This is a genomic window from Kitasatospora sp. NPDC085895 (genome assembly GCF_040702125.1).
In the GTDB taxonomy this organism is placed as follows: domain Bacteria; phylum Actinomycetota; class Actinomycetes; order Streptomycetales; family Streptomycetaceae; genus Kitasatospora; species Kitasatospora arboriphila.
This window is the reverse complement of record NZ_JBFBJY010000118.1, coordinates 1-16,368: the sequence shown is the minus strand read 5'-3', so window position 1 is coordinate 16,368 and position 16,368 is coordinate 1. Positions and strand designations below refer to the sequence as shown.

Below are 16,368 nucleotides of genomic sequence, written 5' to 3'. Positions count from 1 at the left end.
CTTCGCCTGCGAGCTGGCCACCGCCAAGGGCCACGAGGTCGACCAGCCGCGCAACCTGGCGAAGTCGGTCACCGTCGAGTAGCCGGACCCGCTCCACCGTGTACCGCCGCCGGCCCGCCCCGCTGAAAGCCAGTGTCATGGCTTCAAGAGCATGCACCTCGCCGCTCCTGCTGGCGACCTGCCTGTCCCTGCTTACGGCCTGCACCCCGAGCGGCGGTGCCGTCCCGGAGCCACCGAGTGCCAGTGCACCGACCCGGCTCGGCCTCCGTCCACTGCCCGATGTACTCCATGGCGTCACGCTTGACGATGTGTCGGCCCTGCACCAGCTCACCGCCTCGCTCAGGGCGCTCCCTCAGCAACCGACCGCACGCGTCGTTTTCGACCGGGACAAGTCGACATCCGACTACGCCGCCGCCGTGGCAGCGCTGCAGCCGATCAGCTACCTCATGGCCGAACCGGTCGACTCTTCGGAGGTCGCTGCCACGTCCCCGGCGGAATACCGCACCAGAACGGCCGCCCTCCTGGCATCGTTCGGCACCCGGATCGACATCTGGGAGATCGGCAACGAGATCAACGGAGAATGGCTGGGCCCCACCTCCGACGTCAAGGCCAAAGTCTCGGACGCGTACCGCCAGGTGAGCGCAGCGGGATTCCGAACAGCGATCACGCTGTACTACAACCCGGGTTGTTCACCGGACGCGGAGCACCGGATGCTCCCATGGGCCAAGGAGAACCTACCTGAGGAACTGAAACAGGGTCTGGATTACGTCCTCGTCTCCTACTACGAGGATGACTGCAACCACTACCGCCCCCCGCTGTCCGAGTGGAACCAGGTATTCACCGAGCTGGCCCGGCTGTTCCCCAATGCCAAGGTCGGTTTCGGCGAGAACGGCACGCCCGACCTCGATGCCCCGCTCGACCGGAAGCTGGAACAGCTCACCCACTACTACACCCTGCCGATCAGCGCGCCCCGCTACATGGGCGGCCACTTCTGGTGGCACTACGCCGAGGACATGCTCCCCTACCCGCCGGCCAATGCCATGTGGACCGCCCTCGCACACGCGCTGACGACGCCACCTCCGTGATCCCTGGAGAATATGATGCAGCTGATGGGCCCGCGCGCCCGGCCGCCACTGTCCGACGGCTCGCTCGCAGCCGTTCGAGCGACTATTATCGCCTTCGCCCCGCGCCGCCTTCCCGAACTGGATCGGCAGCGGGACCAGGCGTTCTCGCAAGCGCTGGAGACCGACAGCATCGGCCCGGTGCATCTGTTCCTCCAGCGATGGCGGACCGTCGCCGCCACCGAGCGCGACCTGGCCATCGCCACCCGTCTCTTCTGTGGCGGCCGTGAGGGCCACAACACCGAAGAGCGCCATGAGAGCGACCTCGAAATCGCCGCGGTCCTCCTGGCCGCTGCCGCCGAGAAGAACCTTCTCGAGGGTGATTGATTTGTCCATGGAACGCCTGCATCGGCCATGGACAGAGTCGTACGCCTGCGGACCCCCTGCCCGAGCCACCCGCCCGGTCCCGGCGGGGCGGTCATTTCCCACCTTTGACATTTGAAGTGATTCATATGAGCCCGAAAAACTCCCGCGCGAGCGCCCCCGGGGAACCTGCGCTCAACATCCTTTTACTGAGCCGGGACGATCCATTCGGCCTGGATCTCGACAGAGCCGACTTCTACTGTGCCGAGATTGCCCGCAGGCTTGCGGGAAAAGGTGCGAAAGTGACGCTCGTCACCGCTCGAAGCGCAGGTTCGGAGGCGCTGGACCTGATCGACGGCGTTCGAGTCGTTCGCGCCAACGACAGGTACGGCCTTTTCGGCCCATCCGCATTCTATCTCCTCAAACACCGCCACAGCTTCGACGTGGTGGTCGAGTTCTCGGGCCGGTCCTCTTTCCTTGCCCCGCTGTTCGCGCCCCGCTGGACCACTGACGTACGCGTCATCCGCCGCAGACACAGGCCCTCGTTCGACCTTTCCGTCGGACTTCCCTTCAGGCTGGCAGAGAAATTGGCCGATCGGGCAGTCTATCGCGGGAAGCCGATCGTCGTGCCTTCTCAAACGGCAAGGTCTAATTTGCGCAAGGAAATCGGATTCCACAACCCCGTGTACATAGTCCCGGGCGGAAATCCTTCACCGGGGCCGGCGGTGCCTTCGGAGAAGACCGCCCATCCATCATTCGTCGCCGTCGGCCACCTGATTCCGGAGGAACACATGGGATGGCTCATCAAGGCTGCGGGCCTGCTGGTGGGCGCCCGGCCGCATCTGCAGGTCGATATTGTAGGGGACGGCCCGGAGCTCCCGCATCTGCGCGCCATGGCCGAAAATTACGGCATCGGAACTCATGTCACCTTCCACGGCGCCGTCGGAGAGGAGCGAAGAAGGACCCTGCTCGCCCGTGCCTGGCTGGCGGTGGTCACCGGCGAAGCGATCCTCACTGCAATCGAGGCGAATTCCGCAGGGACCCCTGTGGTGACCTTCGACGCGTCCATGCCGCGAGAAACCAGGGGGAATGCTCGAGCCGAAAAGATCTTCGCGGCGGGCAGGAATCTCGTCTCCGATATCGACGAAAGCCTCTCGAGGCTGCAGATGCGCGAGGAGCGGGAGCAGGCAGGACAACGGTGCCGGGCCTGGTCCGCCGAGTTCTCCTGGGACAGGAGCGCAGAGCAGTTCGTTGACATCATCCTGGAGGAACGGCGGCGAATGCTGGCCCACCGCCACACTCGGCGCCGACCGAATGACTGCTCCGTGTGCGTATTTTTCCGGGCCGGAAATGCGGAAGCAGCCGAGCGGGCCCTTCGTGCCGTGGCGAGACAGACCGACCGGTGGGTGCGCACAGGCAATGATTTCTCGATCATCCTGAACGGGTGCGACGAACCACGCGCCGCAACCGTCCTTCAACGCCTGGGGCCGGGTGAGGCCACACTGGTGCTCGCCCGCAACGAGGCGCAGTCAATTCCTCCTGCTGGGGCATCACCATGATCGGCACGCTCCCGGTGTTCACGGCGTCGTACGCGGGAAAGCCTGCCCCCGGGGCTCCGGTGCGAGATCTTGACCTCGCCGGTCGCATCGGGTCGCGGTCGTCTTCTCGGCGGTGCCGGACTGTCAGTGACCGGTTCACGACCCATGGAGGCCGGCATGTGGAAGCCTGAGCTGACATCGGAGGAAATCGCACTGGTCCGAAAATACGTGGATATTCCTCCGGGGGCCGCAATGGATCGGCTCGACGTGCAGCGGGCCCGGATCGCGGAAGCCGCAGGCGGTCGGTTCCACAAAGTGGGTCCCGGGCTGTATGAGATCGTCATCGGAAACCCGCGCTGCGAACAGGGAGAAAAGGGCCGCGAATAGTTACCGTGCACGTGCGGCTGCCAGGCAGCCCAACCACGTGGCGGGACATGCGCCAGCCCTTTCGGCCGGTCCACGTGCCGAATCGGTAATTTGCCTGCCGTGATCCACCCGATTCCCGGCGAGCAGCGCGAGAAGTCGCTCGCCCACATCACGCCCGCACTGCGCCGGAAACCGGCCCGGCCGGCCGAGTGCACGGCCCGGCAGGTGACCGAGGGCCAGGGCTCCGGCCGGGCCGTAGACTTGTGGTTGGAGGACCACCCATCGCCCCACACCGCTGGTCGTTCGGCCGGCACAGCGGATCCTGGGGGCGACCGAAAGGGCGGCGTGGGCAAGACCTTCGTCTCCGGCGGCCCGGTGCAGGCCGCGGCGGAGCACGGCAAGCGGGTGCTGCTGGTCGGCCACGACCCGCAGGGCCACCTGACGGCGCGCCCGGGCCCGGAGGGCAGCAAGGACAGTCCGCCCACTCCCGTGCCGGGGCGCAGCGAGCAGCAACTGCGCGAGCTGCTGACCGTACTGGACGAGGGGTGGTCCGGCGGGCGTCCGCACGTCCTGTCGGCATGTGGCCACGCGTTCCCGTCGGACGCGGCACCGGCAGTGACGCGGCACGGGCGCGACAGCTGTCCGGGTCCGGCCCCGGAGCAGACCGAGGACCTGTGCGGGGTGGTGACGGTCGACCAGCCGGGCCCGGCCGTCAACGCCCATGACGCCCGACGCGAAGCCACGGTCGTGAAGAACCACGCCCCCGACAGTGATCCCGCCGAGACGATGCGCGACCTTGCCCTGGAGTTGATCCCATGAGCCGCCTCCGACCGCCCGAGGAGTTCCCGCAGCACAACGGGTGGGTGCGAGTGAAGCCACGTACCGAGCGGCGGGCCGAGTTCAATGCGCGGCGGGCAGCCGACCGGGCCGGTGACGGAGGACAGGCAGTGGCCGTGAGGCCGTCACAGACTCCGCCCGGGACGGAGGCGCCACCGGCGCAGGCGGTGCTCGCCCTGGTCGAGCAGGACCCGGAGGGCGCGGGCCGGGCGGTGATCGGCACGGACCCGCGTGCCGCGGCGATCGTCGCGGTCCGTCTGGACGCCGGCGCTGCGGTGGCCGCCGTCGCCGCACTGGGCGAGGCGCTGCCCGACCCGGCTTCGCTGCCCGAGGTGGCCGAGGACGACGACTCGGAGCTGACCGCGGAGCAGCAGGAACTGCGGGAGGCCTGCGACCGGGCGATCCAGGCGGTGCAAGGCGCTGCCGATGCCTCGGTGTGGACGATCGGGCGGGCGCTGGACGTCGTTGCCCGTCAACGGCTCCACCGGCGCACGCATCCGACGCTGGACACGTACGCGCAGGAACTGCTGGGCCGCCGGTACCGGCAGACCAAGCGGTGGCGTGACGGCTGGCCGCTGGCGGCCGTGGCGGCGGAGATGTGCCCGATCGGACACATCGCGCCGAACGAGGGGCAGATGCGTGAGCTCCTCAAGGTCGAGGGCCGGCACGGCCGCCAGGCCGCCGCCCAGTTGTACGGGGCGGTACTGGAGGAGGCGAACCGGGCCAAGATCCGGACGACGGCCGTCCTGCTGGCCACCGCCCGCGATGCGCTCCCCGAGCGGTTACCGGCCGACGACCAGCAGACCGCCGTACGGGAGGCCGCCGCCCAGGCCGTCGAGGCCGCCTGCACGGCCGCAGCCGGCCAGCGCGAGCAGCAGGAGCGGGGGACGGGAAGCAGCGGCTCGGAACATCCCGAAGTAGCCGCTCTGCGGGCCGCCGTCGGAAGGCTCTCGTCCGTCCGCAGTGCGCTGCTGCTGAACGCCGGGAAGGCCGTCGAGCTCGACCCGGAGGCCACTGGCCTGGTGTGGGAGGCCTTCGAGCTGGCCAGCAAGATCGGCGCCGACCTGATCGGTCTCACCGGCCAAGACGCCCGCTGACGCTTCCGATGTGTCCAATTGGACACATCGGAAGCGTCTGGGAAGGGCCGCCCGGCACACCGGGCGAGCCTTCGCAGGTCCGCTCCCCGGCGGCCGCTCTCGCCCTGTTCTCCGGTGGCGCTGCCGATTGCAGTCAGCCGGTGTCACCGCGTGGTTGCGGACCTCTGTACACCCTCGCCGCACAACCCCTGAGAACGAGCACCGGGGTCGTTCGACGGTCGGGGATCAGTCTTCGTTCTTCCCGCAGGCGATGTTGTCCTTGTTCTTGTCCAGCTTGAGCTGATCCATGCCCTTGGCCTTGTCGTGCACCTTCAGCTCCTTGAAGCCGTGGTTCTTGAGCCACTGGCAGCGGTCCTTCGCCGTGTCGCCGACGCCCGGCGGGAACACCAGTGGCACGCGCTGCCCTTCCGTACCGTATCTGTGGTCGCAGCCGTCGGCGTCTTGGGACCTGTGCGGGCTGGCCGAGGTGGGCAGTTTCTTGCTGTTGGCCGGGCCGTGGGCGAAGTCCTGGATGTGCGGCGCCGGGCTCGGTTGCGGCGCGTCCTGCTGAGCCGCTGCGACCGGGCCGGGGCGGCGGGCGTCGAGGCGTGCGCCATGCCCAGAGCGACGCCGGCGGCCACGACCGCGATCGCCAGCAGCGTGGTTGGAGTTGATTTCCGCATGGCTTTCTCCGGTGAGCGGCTGGCCCGGGCTCACATCGCGTGCACCCAGGTGGCGACCGACGGCACGCCCTTGGCGCCGACGGCGAAGAGCATGTAGAAGCCGGGGGTGCGAGGTTCGGGTTGGTGGTCAGGTTCAGGTTGGTGCTGCCGTCCGCGTTGACGGTCATCGGCAGGTCCACGAAGCGCTGGTTCGGTCGGAGGAGTGGGTCACGGGCTTCGGGCAGATCAGCTCGGCCTTGACGATCGGTGGGTCGGCCACGATCCGCTGGCCGGAGCCCTACGCCCAGTGGGTGCTGTCGACGGAGAGGATCTTCGGCCGGATGCCCTGGAAGAGATGGGCGGCGAGTAGACCGAGATCCGCATCTCGAAGGTGCCGTTGCCGGGGTTGTCGCCGACGGCCATCACCGGCCGTGGGGCAGCAGGAAGGCCGAGGAGTGGTAGCCACGCGGCACCGGGTCGGTGGCCATGCCCGGGGTGGGGTCGTTCCGCCAGAGCGGTCCTCACCGTGGCGGCCAACCAGGTCGGAGCGGAACAGTCGTCGCTGCGGAATGTCCTCTACTACCTGGAGGAGGCCGACATGCGGCATGTTGTCGAGGCGATGATGTTCAGCGCGGGCTTCGTGGACGGGACAGTCGACCTCTGGGGTAGGGAAGGGAAAGACGATCCCCGTGGGTTCGGGCCGAACAGCAAGGAACAGCAGGAACGCTGGGAGGAGATCTGACCTGGCGGAGGTCGGCCGGCTCCTTGTGCGTTTTCCTACTGGCGCAGCGTTGCCGGGGCGAGGCGGCGGGGGCAGTGAGCCCGGTGGTCTCGCCGATCTGAACGAGGCGGTCGGTGTAGGTGCCGCGTTCGAGGTGGCCGAGGTGGGGGTGGGGCGGGTTCGAGCGACGGCAGTGCGTCGAGCATGGCTTGCACGTTGTCCCGGCCCCCGAGCACATCGTGGCATGGGCAATCCGTCAACGGCGCGTAGAGCCAGCGGCCAGGCTGGCGCAGGAACCGCTCGTACTGGCCGAGCGTCTCGCTCAAGAATCCGGGCCAAAACCTTTGAGCCTCAAGGTGCTTGACAGCATCTTGGGCGCTTGGTCGCAAGCCTCGAATCCGACTGACCTGTCGGGACTGACCCCGAATCAACCGCGTTTGGACGCGCACCGCGCCGGGCGACCTACGCGACATCGCTCCTTCGGATCAACGTCATGGACCCCCTCCTGCCACGCCACAGGCAGACCGATCGTCGGGTTTTCTCCAGAATGGACGCCCTACCAGATGACCACACAACCCCTGACGTTTTGCGCCCGCTCAGCAGCATCCTCGTACACCGCTCCACGGCGCCCGGTCGGCACAGCACCGTAGCCTGGGGCGGCCGGCCGTACACGCCGACCGCCCTGTGCCGCCACGCCACAACGCCGGAGGCTGTCATACACAGGTGACGGCCTCCCAGTGCTTTCTCAGGGCCGCAGCGGCCTACCGTCGGACAATCGCACCGAGCCGGTCGCGTAGCCGCACACCGAGGCCCGCGCCAGCGTGGTCAGGGAGCCACCGTGCCCCCTTTGCCCACCCCGCGCCTGCCGTGGCCAGCAGGATCGTGTTTGTCACGGCAAGCAGCGCAGTCTGCCCAGGTGCTCGGTGCGCTGATGGGATGCGGCGGTGTCGTCTGCTCGGGTGACGATGAGCCGTTGCGCCTGTACGTGAACTTCAAGCGACCGGTGATGCGGACAGGGTTGGGGACCGGCTTCCTGCTGTAACCCCGAGGGTGGCGACGGCAGGGGCAGGAAGTCCGGTGAGCGCTGTGGGCCCGTGCGGGTGTGCCGTGTCTGTATGACAACATCGGATTGCCGTCAGGTGGGCGTAGACGACGGTGTTGTCCTGGTAGCCGCCGTGTTCGCGGTCGAAGGGCCCGGCGCAGGTGATGAGGCGCAGTTCGGACCGCGTGGCTGGTTGGTAGACGCGGCTGCTCGGAAAATCGGTCTTGGGGTAGTCCTCGACCGCGTCGATGGTGAAGACCGCGGTTTGCCCGTCGCGGCGGTCCAGTGCCACGGTCTGACCGGGTGTGAGGGCGGAGAGTCGGTAGAAGACGGCCGGCCCGGTGCGGGTGTCGAGGTGGCCCACGACGAGGGCGGTGCCGATTTCACCTGGCGAGATTCCGCCGTCGTACCAGCCGGCCAGGTTGCGGTCGTCCGATGCGGGTGGCTGCAGCGTGCCCGTGGAGCCCAGACGTACCGGGATCAATGGAGCGTCAACTCCCAAGTCCGGGATATGGATCCGTGTCGGATCCGAGCGGAACATCGCTGCGGAACCATCCTGCGGTCGCGGTGCCGGCGCCGCCGTCCTGGTCGGGGGATTCTGCGCCGTTCGGGGTCGGACCGGTACAGGCGCGATGGCCTCGGAGGCGGTCACCCAGGCGGCGGCCGCCAGGAACAGCGCGATGACCACCAAGACCATCGGCACGAAGACCGCGCCCCGCCGACGGGCAGGCACGGTCTCAACCGGCTTGGCATCGTCAGACACACCGCCCCTCACTCTCGTCATCGGTCCACGGTTCGGTCTCGGCGCAATGGCCGGACATGGGGCCGCAGCCGCGGCCCCATGTCCAGGAGCGGGTGGTCAGTTCGATCGGCCACCCAGCCGTCGGCGCGCAATGCCGGCGCCGCCGGCCACGAGCACGGCCCCGCTCGCCAGGCCGGCGGCGACCAGGAGGCGCGTGTCATCCCGCGCGGGGCCGGTGCCAGCCGACACGCCGCCGACGGGCACCTGCAGCGCCGCTGCGGGGACGGACGCCGGAGCGGACGCGGCCGACGAGCTGCCGGCGGCCGGATCTGCCGTGACGGCATGAGGCAAGGCCTCGCACGCGATGCCGTCGTTGTCTGCGTCCAGGTTGCTGGGATCGAACGGGTCTGCATCGAACACCGCCTGAGCCTGTTCCTGGGTGGAAAAGTTGGAACAGTCGAAATCTTGTGCATGGGACATGCCGGCCAGCGGGAGGCACGCACCGGCGGCGAGGACTGCGGCACTGAGGGCAACACGGAGACGCATCACATGACCCTTACCTTTAGTAGTCGAATCATCACTAAAGGTATGAAGACTCGGTCGACGCGCCACTCGACACCAGGCCCTCCGGCAGCGTTCCACCCTTCTGGCCACTGTCAGCGAGAGATCGCATACGAGGCGACCAGGCTACTCCGGCCGAGTTAACGTCCAATGCCAACCCAAGACCACGCCGCCCGCTCCACACCCTGGTCACCCTCCCTCCCGGCGCGCTGGCCGAGGAATGGTTGCTCACCGCGTGCGCGGACCGCGGCATCGCCCTGCGCGGCCTCACCGAATCCACCACCAGCCTGCGCCGGACACCCCGAACGGCCTGCTGATCGGCTTCGCCGCTCCTCCGACGACGGGTACCCCGGGGCACTGGACGCCCTGTTCTCACTCCTCGCCGAGACCAGGTAGCGGCAGGACCGGCTCCCAGGTGTCCACCGCGAAGTCCAGCGTCATGCCATGGCGCTTGTCCAGGCCCAGCGCGCCACTGCTATTGGCGGTGTCTACGCCTGAGGCTGCCCCCGCCCTTCCCGGCCTGTTTGGAGGCCGTTATCCGGTCTGTCTGGCGACCGGACCGGGCACCGAGGTCAGCACCACAGCGCTGGCAGGCCAGTGTGTCGGTGACGGATCGTAAGGTCGGGCGATGACCACCACCGACCCACCCACCAACTGGCCCGCACCAGGCGCCCTGCCTGACCCGTCGGTGCTGTTCGCGGGACCAACTGGGCGTCGCTGGAGACCGCGACCGGTACTGTCAGGAAGCTGCCCCGAGTACTGATCCGGCTGCTCGAGCCGGGCCCGGAAGACCCTCGACGCCCTCGAACCGGTACGGCACCAGAACACCATCTACGAGGCCACTCCCGCGACCGCCCTGTTCGTCGCGGCGCTCCTCGCCCGCCGCGCGACACAGCACGGCGCGGAGGGCGACGGCGTGCTGCTTCTGGCATGGCTCGCCTACGACTCCGACGACGCGTGCGTCGCAGCCGGCAACCGCTACTTCGACCGGAACCACCTGGACGGCTACCCGGCCATGGCCGCGCTGCGTGCTCTGCACCCGATGCTCTACCGGGCCGTCTCACCGTCCCTCGACCACCCCAACGCAGCCGTTTGCGACACCGCACTGGCCGCAGCCCTCGCCATCGCCGAACATCCCCGCCCCAGCCCCACACCGAGACGACCTCGCCCACCGAGCCCGTCGGCTCCTCCTCACCAACGACATCCGGTGGCGCCGCCAGCAGGCCCTCGACGCCTACGCGCCTGGGAACACGACACCACTGCCCTAGCCAGTCCCGGCAACGACGACCGAAACCCTTGCACCAGAGACTGCTTTCTTGACGTGAATCCACCACCCCGCCCTTCTGACAGTCCCGGCAGCGCAGCGGCCACCTGCCCATCACCAGCACGAACTGCAAGTAGTACGCCAGGCGTTCCTCCCCACCACGCTCCGAACCCCCGAGGGCTGGCGGTGCGGGAGAGGGGGTGGTGGCGAACTGGGCGAAGCCGCGCCAGGTGTCCACCGCGTACGGCGCCGACACCTCCTCCACATCCCCGCCAGCCGGGCTGGGCCGCCCGCGTCCGGTGGGCCGGCGGCACTGGCCGCGCCCGCGGGGTCCGCTGCCGTATCGGCCAGCGATGCGTCGGCCCCTGGCGCGTCGTCCTGGGCGGCCGGGAGGGTGCCGGTGAGGGCAGGGGTGCGCGGCTGGTGGGTGTTCACCACAGTTCGGCTTCCTTGTGCGCGTCCCACAGTCCCAGGCCGGTGTAGGGCGGGGGGTAGCGGCCCGGGCCGAGGTCGTCGTCCCAGCCGTCGTCGTCCGTGTCGTCCTCGGGGTCTTCTCCGTCGTGGCCCGGATTGTCCGGGGTGTTCTGGCTGGGATCGCTCCAACGGTCGCCACCACCACTGTCGTCGTTGTCCTCGGGCCAGGGGGCGACGGGGTCGAAGCCGTGGCCGGTGTCGTCGTCGGGGTCGAGGAGACCGTCCGGGCCTTCGTCGTCCACGAGGCCGTCACCGTCCGGGCCGTCAGCGGCAACGGCATCGGCGCCCTCGGCGGTGCGGGGATCGACACCGTTCGGGCTGCTGCCGGTTTCGGGGGGCGTGTCCACGCCCGGGGCGGAGCCGCCGCCTGCGCCTGCTCCTCGCCCGCTCTGCCTGCCCTGCTCTCGCCGGTCTTGGCGGTGCCGCCACGCGTGGGGCAGCCGGTGGCGGTGTCCGGCGTGGACGCCGTGCTGGTGTTGGTACCGGTGGCAACGATGGCGGCGGCTGGTGGGTGGGTGGTTGTCCGGCTGGGACTGGCGTCCGGTGTTGAGTGGGGATGCGGGCGGGCATGGCGTGGGTGAGGACGGCTTGCTCAGTGGGGTGGCGCCTCCGGATTCAGCGCGGCGTTGGAGGTCGTCCAGGGCGTGGGCGAGGTCGGCTTCCCGTGCTCTGGGCTGGGGGAGCGGTGGGTGAGGGTGGTGCGCAGATGGTGCCAGGTGCGGTCGTCGAAGGGCTGGTGGACGTGGTCGCGGTGGATCCAGGGGATCTCCACTAGGCCGTCGGGGTGGTCGGGGAGGCGGATCCAGATCTGGCGCAGGTCGTGGGGGTTGTGGTGGACCTCCCATCGTCCACCGCGTGCCGTGACGGTCGAGGGCTGGCCGCGCCAGGGCCCCAGCAGGTCGGCGTCGTAGGTGCGCTGTTCGAGGCGATCCCGTGGTCGTGGATCGTCAGCCAGCGCACCAGCTGCAGCTCGAGATAGTCCCGGCCGGTGAAGGGGAGGGGGACATGGCCGGCGACGGCGACGAGCGCGTCCCACATCTGCATCGGCGTCAACCGCACCCTCGGCAGCGCCGGGTGGCGCAGGCCCTGGTGGGGTCGGTGGTGCCAGTGGACGAGCCACTCCTCAAGGAGGTTCTGCAGCTGGGGGGACGCTGTAGCAGCCGCCGCGACGGAGCTCGTCCGAGTGCTTCGAGGGACGTCCCACCGGACTTTCCCTTCCTGGAACGACAAGGGCCAAGTGACAGGGGGTGCCCGCATCGCGGGGCAATGCCCAGGTGTGGTGTGGCGGTGTTCGTGCCGGTGGGGGCAGGGGGCGCCGGTGTTGTTTCCGGCGCCCCGGGAGGATCACCTTCGTGTCAGGGGGTGGGTACGGGCATTGTCGTGAATGCGGTGTTCAGGCTCTGCCACATGGGTTTGGTGGCGGGGAGCATGTCTTCGGCGTAGTTCCACCAGAAGTACCCGCCCGCGTAGTAGGGCAGGTCGATGTGCAGGCCGTAGTAGTAGTTGAGGAGTGTTGTGGCCTGGTCCTGGGTGGTGGTGGTGACGGGGTTGGGCAGGCCGATTTCACCGAAGGCGAGTTCGGCGTTCGGATACAGCGTGTGCAGTTGCTGGAAGTAGGCGGTCCAAGTGGCCGCGCTCGGCCGGATGTCGTTGCAGTCGGCTTCGTAGTAGCTGAGTGTGACGTAGTCGAGGCCGTTACGCATGTCTGCGGGCACGTACTGGTTGGTGAAGGCGATCGGGTCGAGCTCGGAGGGGCCGTTGCCGCAGCCGATGTCGTAGTAGAGGGTCAGTGCGGTGCGTTTGCCGGCCGCTTCGACCTGGCTGTAGGCGTCGGTGATCTTGGCGGAGAGGTCGCTGTAGTTGCCGGTCCAGTTGCCGTTGACCTCGTTGCCGATCTCCCAGAGGTCGACCTGGTCGCCGAAGGCGTTCAGGTACTGGGCGACCCGGTCGTGGTAGGCCTGGGCGGAGTAGTCCTTGATGTAGGAGGAGTCGAGGATCTCGCCCATGAGGTAGCTGACCGGCTGGAGTTGGTTGACCGCCTGGGTGTACTGGGAGGGGTTCACATTCTCGTCGAAGACGATGCGGGTGGTCGGCTTGTGGGACAGCCGCTTCGACGAGTCGACGATGGCGGAGAGGTTCGAGACGTCGTCGACGGTGACGCCGTACAACGGGGCGGGCAGCTCCCTCATGCCTGCCGGAGCCTGCGTGGCGGTGGGCGCGGGGAGCGGGGTCGGGGTGCTCGACGTTGGTGCCATGGTGGGTGTCGCGGCCGTGGCCGTCGGGCTTGGTGTTGCCGAGGCGGTCGGGGAGGCCGCCGTGGCGCTCGGGGCCGGTGCGGGGATGGATCCGTTGCCGACGGTCAGTGTGCGCGCGGGCAGGTTGTGCCGGCTGCCTGCAAGGTCGCGCCAGTAGCCGAACTCGGAATAGGTGCCGGCCGGCAGGGCCAGCGCGCCGGTGGTGATCGACACACCCTCCGGGCAGATCCGGACGGAGCGGGCCGCGCCGGGGAAATCGGTGCGCTTGCCCGCGAGGTCGCGTACCGAAACACCCAGGGTGTCGGCGGTGAAGCAGTGCGAGGAATGTACGGCGAGGGTTGCGGTGGCGGCGGTGTCGGCCGCCACGGCGGTCGGGCCGAGCTGGTCCTGAACGACTTTAGGGCCATTGCTAGCGGCCTGTGCGTGGCCGACAAGAGGGATGGCCAGCAGGCCGGCAGCGGCCAGCGCGCCGATCCGGACAGGAGTGGCGGTAAAACGCATGGGCGGGTCCCTCTGCGACGCCTGCGAGGTGAGCTGTCGGGTTCGGGCCGCATGAGGTGGCCCGGCCGCCTGTGGAACGGCTTCACCCCTAGCCAGGGCCGACCGTGCGCGCGCGTGCGGGGGCCGAGGCGTCCTACCTGGTTCCCCCGCTCCCGTCCGTACCGGTGCTCGATCGACCGCCGACGGGTAGACGGGACTCGGCGTCCCGGCAGCGGGTCCGTCTTTCGGCGGACGACGTGAAGCAGGCTAGCAGGAGACATCGTGTACGAGTCAACGCCCCGCGTCGGCTCGGTCAGCCACCCGCGCGCTGTCAGGCGCTTCGCCTTCGACCGCAACGCCTCGATCTTCGCGGGCACCGGGCCCAGGCCGAAGCAGCCGGCCATTTCCTGGCAGGTCAGCGGGCCTTGACCGAGCCGGCCCCGGTCCGCGAGAGTCTGCACGATACGCTGGTAGTCCGCCGACAGTGCCGACCGGGCCAGACCCGCACGCCACATCGGCACCACCGACTTCGGCTTCGCCGCCTGCGAAGATGCAGGCAGCGCGGGCGGTTCACCGCGATCCGACGGCTTCTCGGCGACGTCCGGGCCGGCGATGTCTCCTTCGCCCGGGGACAGCACCTTGCCGACGCGTGAACGGGCAATCACCCACTCGTTCTACTCCCGCTCGGCCGCGACCAGCTCGGCCTGGTCCGCCTCCTCCCGCAGCTCGTCCACACGACGGCGAGCGGTCAGCTCACGCTGTTCCAGCAACCCCACGACCGACGGCATCCCCCGAGCTCCAGCAGAGCGACGACACGACACGTCACCACTCCCCGAGACCGCCGACCCCATGCCTGAACAGTGGAAACGCACTCCTCAAGCCTGGGCTACCGCAGTCCCGCCGAGTACGAGACCGTCCTCGCGGCCTGACCACCACAGCGATGGTGTCCGTCAAAGCGGAGCAAGCTCAGTTTGACGTTGTGACCTGCCTGCTTCTCCGCCTCGATGAACGGGTGCACCGTCACCGGGTCTCCTTCGCGAAGAAAGCCGTGGCCCGCTTGAGGATGTCCACGTCCTCGCGCAGGCGGCGGTTCTCCTGCCGCAATCGGGCCAGTTCCTCGCGCTCGTCGCTGGTCAGGCCGTCCCGCTCGCCGGCGTTGACCTCGGCCTGGCGCACCCAGTCGCGCACCGCGGTCTCGGTCAGGTCGAAGTCCTTCGCGACCTGACCCACCGACCGGTCGCCGCGCTGGCACAGGTCGACGATCTCGGCCTTGAACTCCGACGTGAACGAGCGCCTGGGCCTCGGCTTCTTCTTCCCCATGCTCTCCATGATGGACATCATCCTTCCGAGGCCGAAGCCCCTGATCAGGAGTGTCCGTCAAAGCGGATCAAGCCCAAACGCAGTCTGGTCCCCTGTCGCCGTCCTCGCGTCGGCCCGTGCCTGCCCGGGCGATGCCTGCGCGTCCAGCGACAACTCGCGCCGCCACGTTCGTCATCCTCAGCACGGCTCAAAACGTACCAAACGCGCTATATCGTTCGGCCGTTCTTGGGCGAAGCGGTCGGCCTCAGTGTGTCGAGTCAACGGAACCCGCCGGGACCTGCGAGGGCCGTAGACCAGCCCACTGGCGGGACGCCGTCCTGCGCGGACGGCACGTCCTCGATGGGTGGGCGGACGAGACACGCCCCGGGTGGGCTGGGCGATGTGGAGGCCTATCACGTGGGTCGGTCCTCGGTTCGCTTCCCGCGGATGGCCCATGCGCGGGCGGTGAAGGGGATCGATCCGTCGGGCCGTGTGGGCGCGGTCCGGCTGAGGGTGTCGCGCAGCAGATCCCGGGTGGTGGGGGTGAGGGTGGCGACGTATCCGGGGGCGGGGCCCTGTCCGCCGAGGAACGGCACCCAGAACTCGTCGAAGCCGGCGAAGCTGGTGGGCACGTCGATCGCGTCAATGCCGACCTCGGTCAGTCCCGCCCGGGTCCACAGGGTGTGCAGCCGGTCCCGGCGGCAGGCGGAGAAGCGGCGGCCTTCGTCCAGTGGGGCGGCCGCTGGGTCCACGGTGACCGCGGTGTCCCAGAAGAAGCGCAGGAACGCCATGCCCTGGGTGTAGTCCCACACATAGGCGGCGACGGTTCCGCCGGGCTTCACCGCGCGGGCCGCCTCGGCCACCGCCACGGCCGGGTCGGGAAAGAAGTTGAGGGCCAGTCCGCTCACTGCCACGTCACACGCCCGGTCGGGCACGGGCAGCGACAGGGCGTCGGCCACCGCGAATCCGGCCGGGGCGGGAGCGGCGGTGGCGGCGGCGGCCACGAAGCTTTCGGACCGGTCCACCCCCAGGATCAGCCGTGGCTGGCAGCGGTCGGCTACGGCCTCGGTCAGCGCGCCCGTCCCGCAACCGACATCGAGCCACCGCAGGCCGGCCCCGGCGCCGAGCCAGGTGATGAACTCGTCGGCCACCCGGCGGCTCCAGCGGCCCATGTACCGGTCATAGGCATCGCCGACGTCCCATGCGTCCAGCCACTGATCCCTCATCCCCCCACCATCTCCGACACGGTCCCCACGAGCCGGCAGACACAACGGCGCATCGGCGCACGCGGACCAGGCGTTTGTGGGACACCACGGTTCAAGGCTCCCTGGGCGGCACCGCAATACGGCGCGGTGCGAGTCCGTCGGGTCCTCGGCCTCCGGCCGGGCGGAGATCGGCGTGTAGAGGGCCCGCTTCCCACTGCCTGCGACCTCGCCTCTTGGATCGGGGTCTACCCTGTCCCGGCAACCACGAGTCGGGGCGGCAAGAACAGCGGCGGGAAGACCCGGCACGGCGATCCCTCAACTCGGCTACTAACAACTTGGTGCGCGATAGACGGGGAGTGTGGGGGGCGTCGTGGATGATCATGAGCCATGAGGTCGGAGTGGGCTCGTGGGGTGTTGTCGCA

14 protein-coding genes, 4 pseudogenes and 1 riboswitch are annotated in these 16,368 nt (G+C 69.0%); of the genes and pseudogenes, 7 read left to right on the top strand and 11 right to left on the bottom strand.

The genetic code is table 11. From position 1 onward, the window contains the following. Positions 1-308: 308 nt before the first annotated feature. From AB0442_RS38500 to AB0442_RS38475, 6 genes are all read left to right on the top strand, one after another. On the top strand, positions 309-1,085 hold the full coding sequence (locus AB0442_RS38500; RefSeq protein WP_366168187.1) for a hypothetical protein: 777 nt from the start codon (positions 309-311) through the stop codon (positions 1,083-1,085). A gap of 12 nt (positions 1,086-1,097) precedes the next feature. Continuing rightward, complete coding sequence (locus AB0442_RS38495; RefSeq protein ID WP_366168186.1) at positions 1,098-1,448, top strand: hypothetical protein; 351 nt, start codon at positions 1,098-1,100, stop codon at positions 1,446-1,448. Positions 1,449-1,552: 104 nt separating this feature from the next. Further along, positions 1,553-2,983 (top strand): glycosyltransferase family 4 protein, encoded by a 1,431-nt coding sequence (locus tag AB0442_RS38490; RefSeq protein ID WP_366168185.1) that lies wholly within the window; start codon positions 1,553-1,555, stop codon positions 2,981-2,983. Between the two features lie 156 nt (positions 2,984-3,139). Beyond that, positions 3,140-3,349, top strand: a complete 210-nt coding sequence (locus tag AB0442_RS38485) for a hypothetical protein (protein ID WP_366168184.1) — start codon at positions 3,140-3,142, stop codon at positions 3,347-3,349. Between the two features lie 99 nt (positions 3,350-3,448). Next, positions 3,449-4,147 (top strand): hypothetical protein, encoded by a 699-nt coding sequence (locus AB0442_RS38480; RefSeq protein WP_366168183.1) that lies wholly within the window; start codon positions 3,449-3,451, stop codon positions 4,145-4,147. 134 nt (positions 4,148-4,281) lie between these two features. Continuing rightward, positions 4,282-5,262: a hypothetical protein gene (locus AB0442_RS38475; protein WP_366168182.1), complete on the top strand. Its 981-nt coding sequence runs from the start codon at positions 4,282-4,284 to the stop codon at positions 5,260-5,262. 225 nt (positions 5,263-5,487) lie between these two features. Here the strand turns inward: AB0442_RS38475 and AB0442_RS38470 are convergent, their stop codons facing one another. Then, entirely contained in the window at positions 5,488-5,958 is a 471-nt protein-coding gene (locus AB0442_RS38470; RefSeq protein ID WP_366168181.1) for a hypothetical protein, read from the bottom strand. A 5-nt stretch (positions 5,959-5,963) separates the two neighbouring features. After that, positions 5,964-6,391 (bottom strand): annotated as a pseudogene (locus AB0442_RS38465) (galactose oxidase early set domain-containing protein); the annotation flags it as partial. A 38-nt stretch (positions 6,392-6,429) separates the two neighbouring features. Between AB0442_RS38465 and AB0442_RS38460 the strand changes: the two are divergent. Next, positions 6,430-6,645, top strand: coding sequence for a hypothetical protein (locus AB0442_RS38460; RefSeq protein ID WP_366168180.1), 216 nt, complete (start codon positions 6,430-6,432; stop codon positions 6,643-6,645). Positions 6,646-7,616: 971 nt separating this feature from the next. On the opposite strand, the gene AB0442_RS38455 is transcribed toward AB0442_RS38460, so the two are convergent. From AB0442_RS38455 to AB0442_RS38415, 9 genes and pseudogenes are all read right to left on the bottom strand, one after another. After that, on the bottom strand, positions 7,617-8,429 hold the full coding sequence (locus AB0442_RS38455) for a class F sortase (RefSeq protein WP_366168179.1): 813 nt from the start codon (positions 8,427-8,429) through the stop codon (positions 7,617-7,619). Between the two features lie 96 nt (positions 8,430-8,525). After that, the gene (locus AB0442_RS38450) at positions 8,526-8,888 is read right to left on the bottom strand and encodes an excalibur calcium-binding domain-containing protein (RefSeq protein WP_366168178.1); all 363 of its coding nucleotides are present in this window, start codon (positions 8,886-8,888) and stop codon (positions 8,526-8,528) included. A 453-nt stretch (positions 8,889-9,341) separates the two neighbouring features. Beyond that, positions 9,342-9,464: pseudogene (locus tag AB0442_RS38445) on the bottom strand (GNAT family N-acetyltransferase); the annotation flags it as partial. A 1,200-nt stretch (positions 9,465-10,664) separates the two neighbouring features. Beyond that, entirely contained in the window at positions 10,665-10,949 is a 285-nt protein-coding gene (locus AB0442_RS38440) for a hypothetical protein (protein WP_366168177.1), read from the bottom strand. Between the two features lie 350 nt (positions 10,950-11,299). Then, the gene (locus tag AB0442_RS38435; protein ID WP_366168176.1) at positions 11,300-11,479 is read right to left on the bottom strand and encodes a hypothetical protein; all 180 of its coding nucleotides are present in this window, start codon (positions 11,477-11,479) and stop codon (positions 11,300-11,302) included. 583 nt (positions 11,480-12,062) lie between these two features. Next, positions 12,063-13,463, bottom strand: coding sequence for a hypothetical protein (locus AB0442_RS38430; protein ID WP_366168175.1), 1,401 nt, complete (start codon positions 13,461-13,463; stop codon positions 12,063-12,065). Between the two features lie 3 nt (positions 13,464-13,466). Next, positions 13,467-13,640: riboswitch (cyclic di-AMP (ydaO/yuaA leader) on the bottom strand. A gap of 107 nt (positions 13,641-13,747) precedes the next feature. Beyond that, positions 13,748-14,230: pseudogene (locus AB0442_RS38425) on the bottom strand (hypothetical protein); the annotation flags it as partial. A gap of 253 nt (positions 14,231-14,483) precedes the next feature. Further along, a pseudogene (locus AB0442_RS38420) lies at positions 14,484-14,762 on the bottom strand (transposase); the annotation flags it as partial. Positions 14,763-15,154: 392 nt separating this feature from the next. Further along, positions 15,155-15,967, bottom strand: coding sequence for a methyltransferase domain-containing protein (locus AB0442_RS38415; protein WP_366168174.1), 813 nt, complete (start codon positions 15,965-15,967; stop codon positions 15,155-15,157). Between the last annotated feature and the right edge of the window lie 401 nt (positions 15,968-16,368).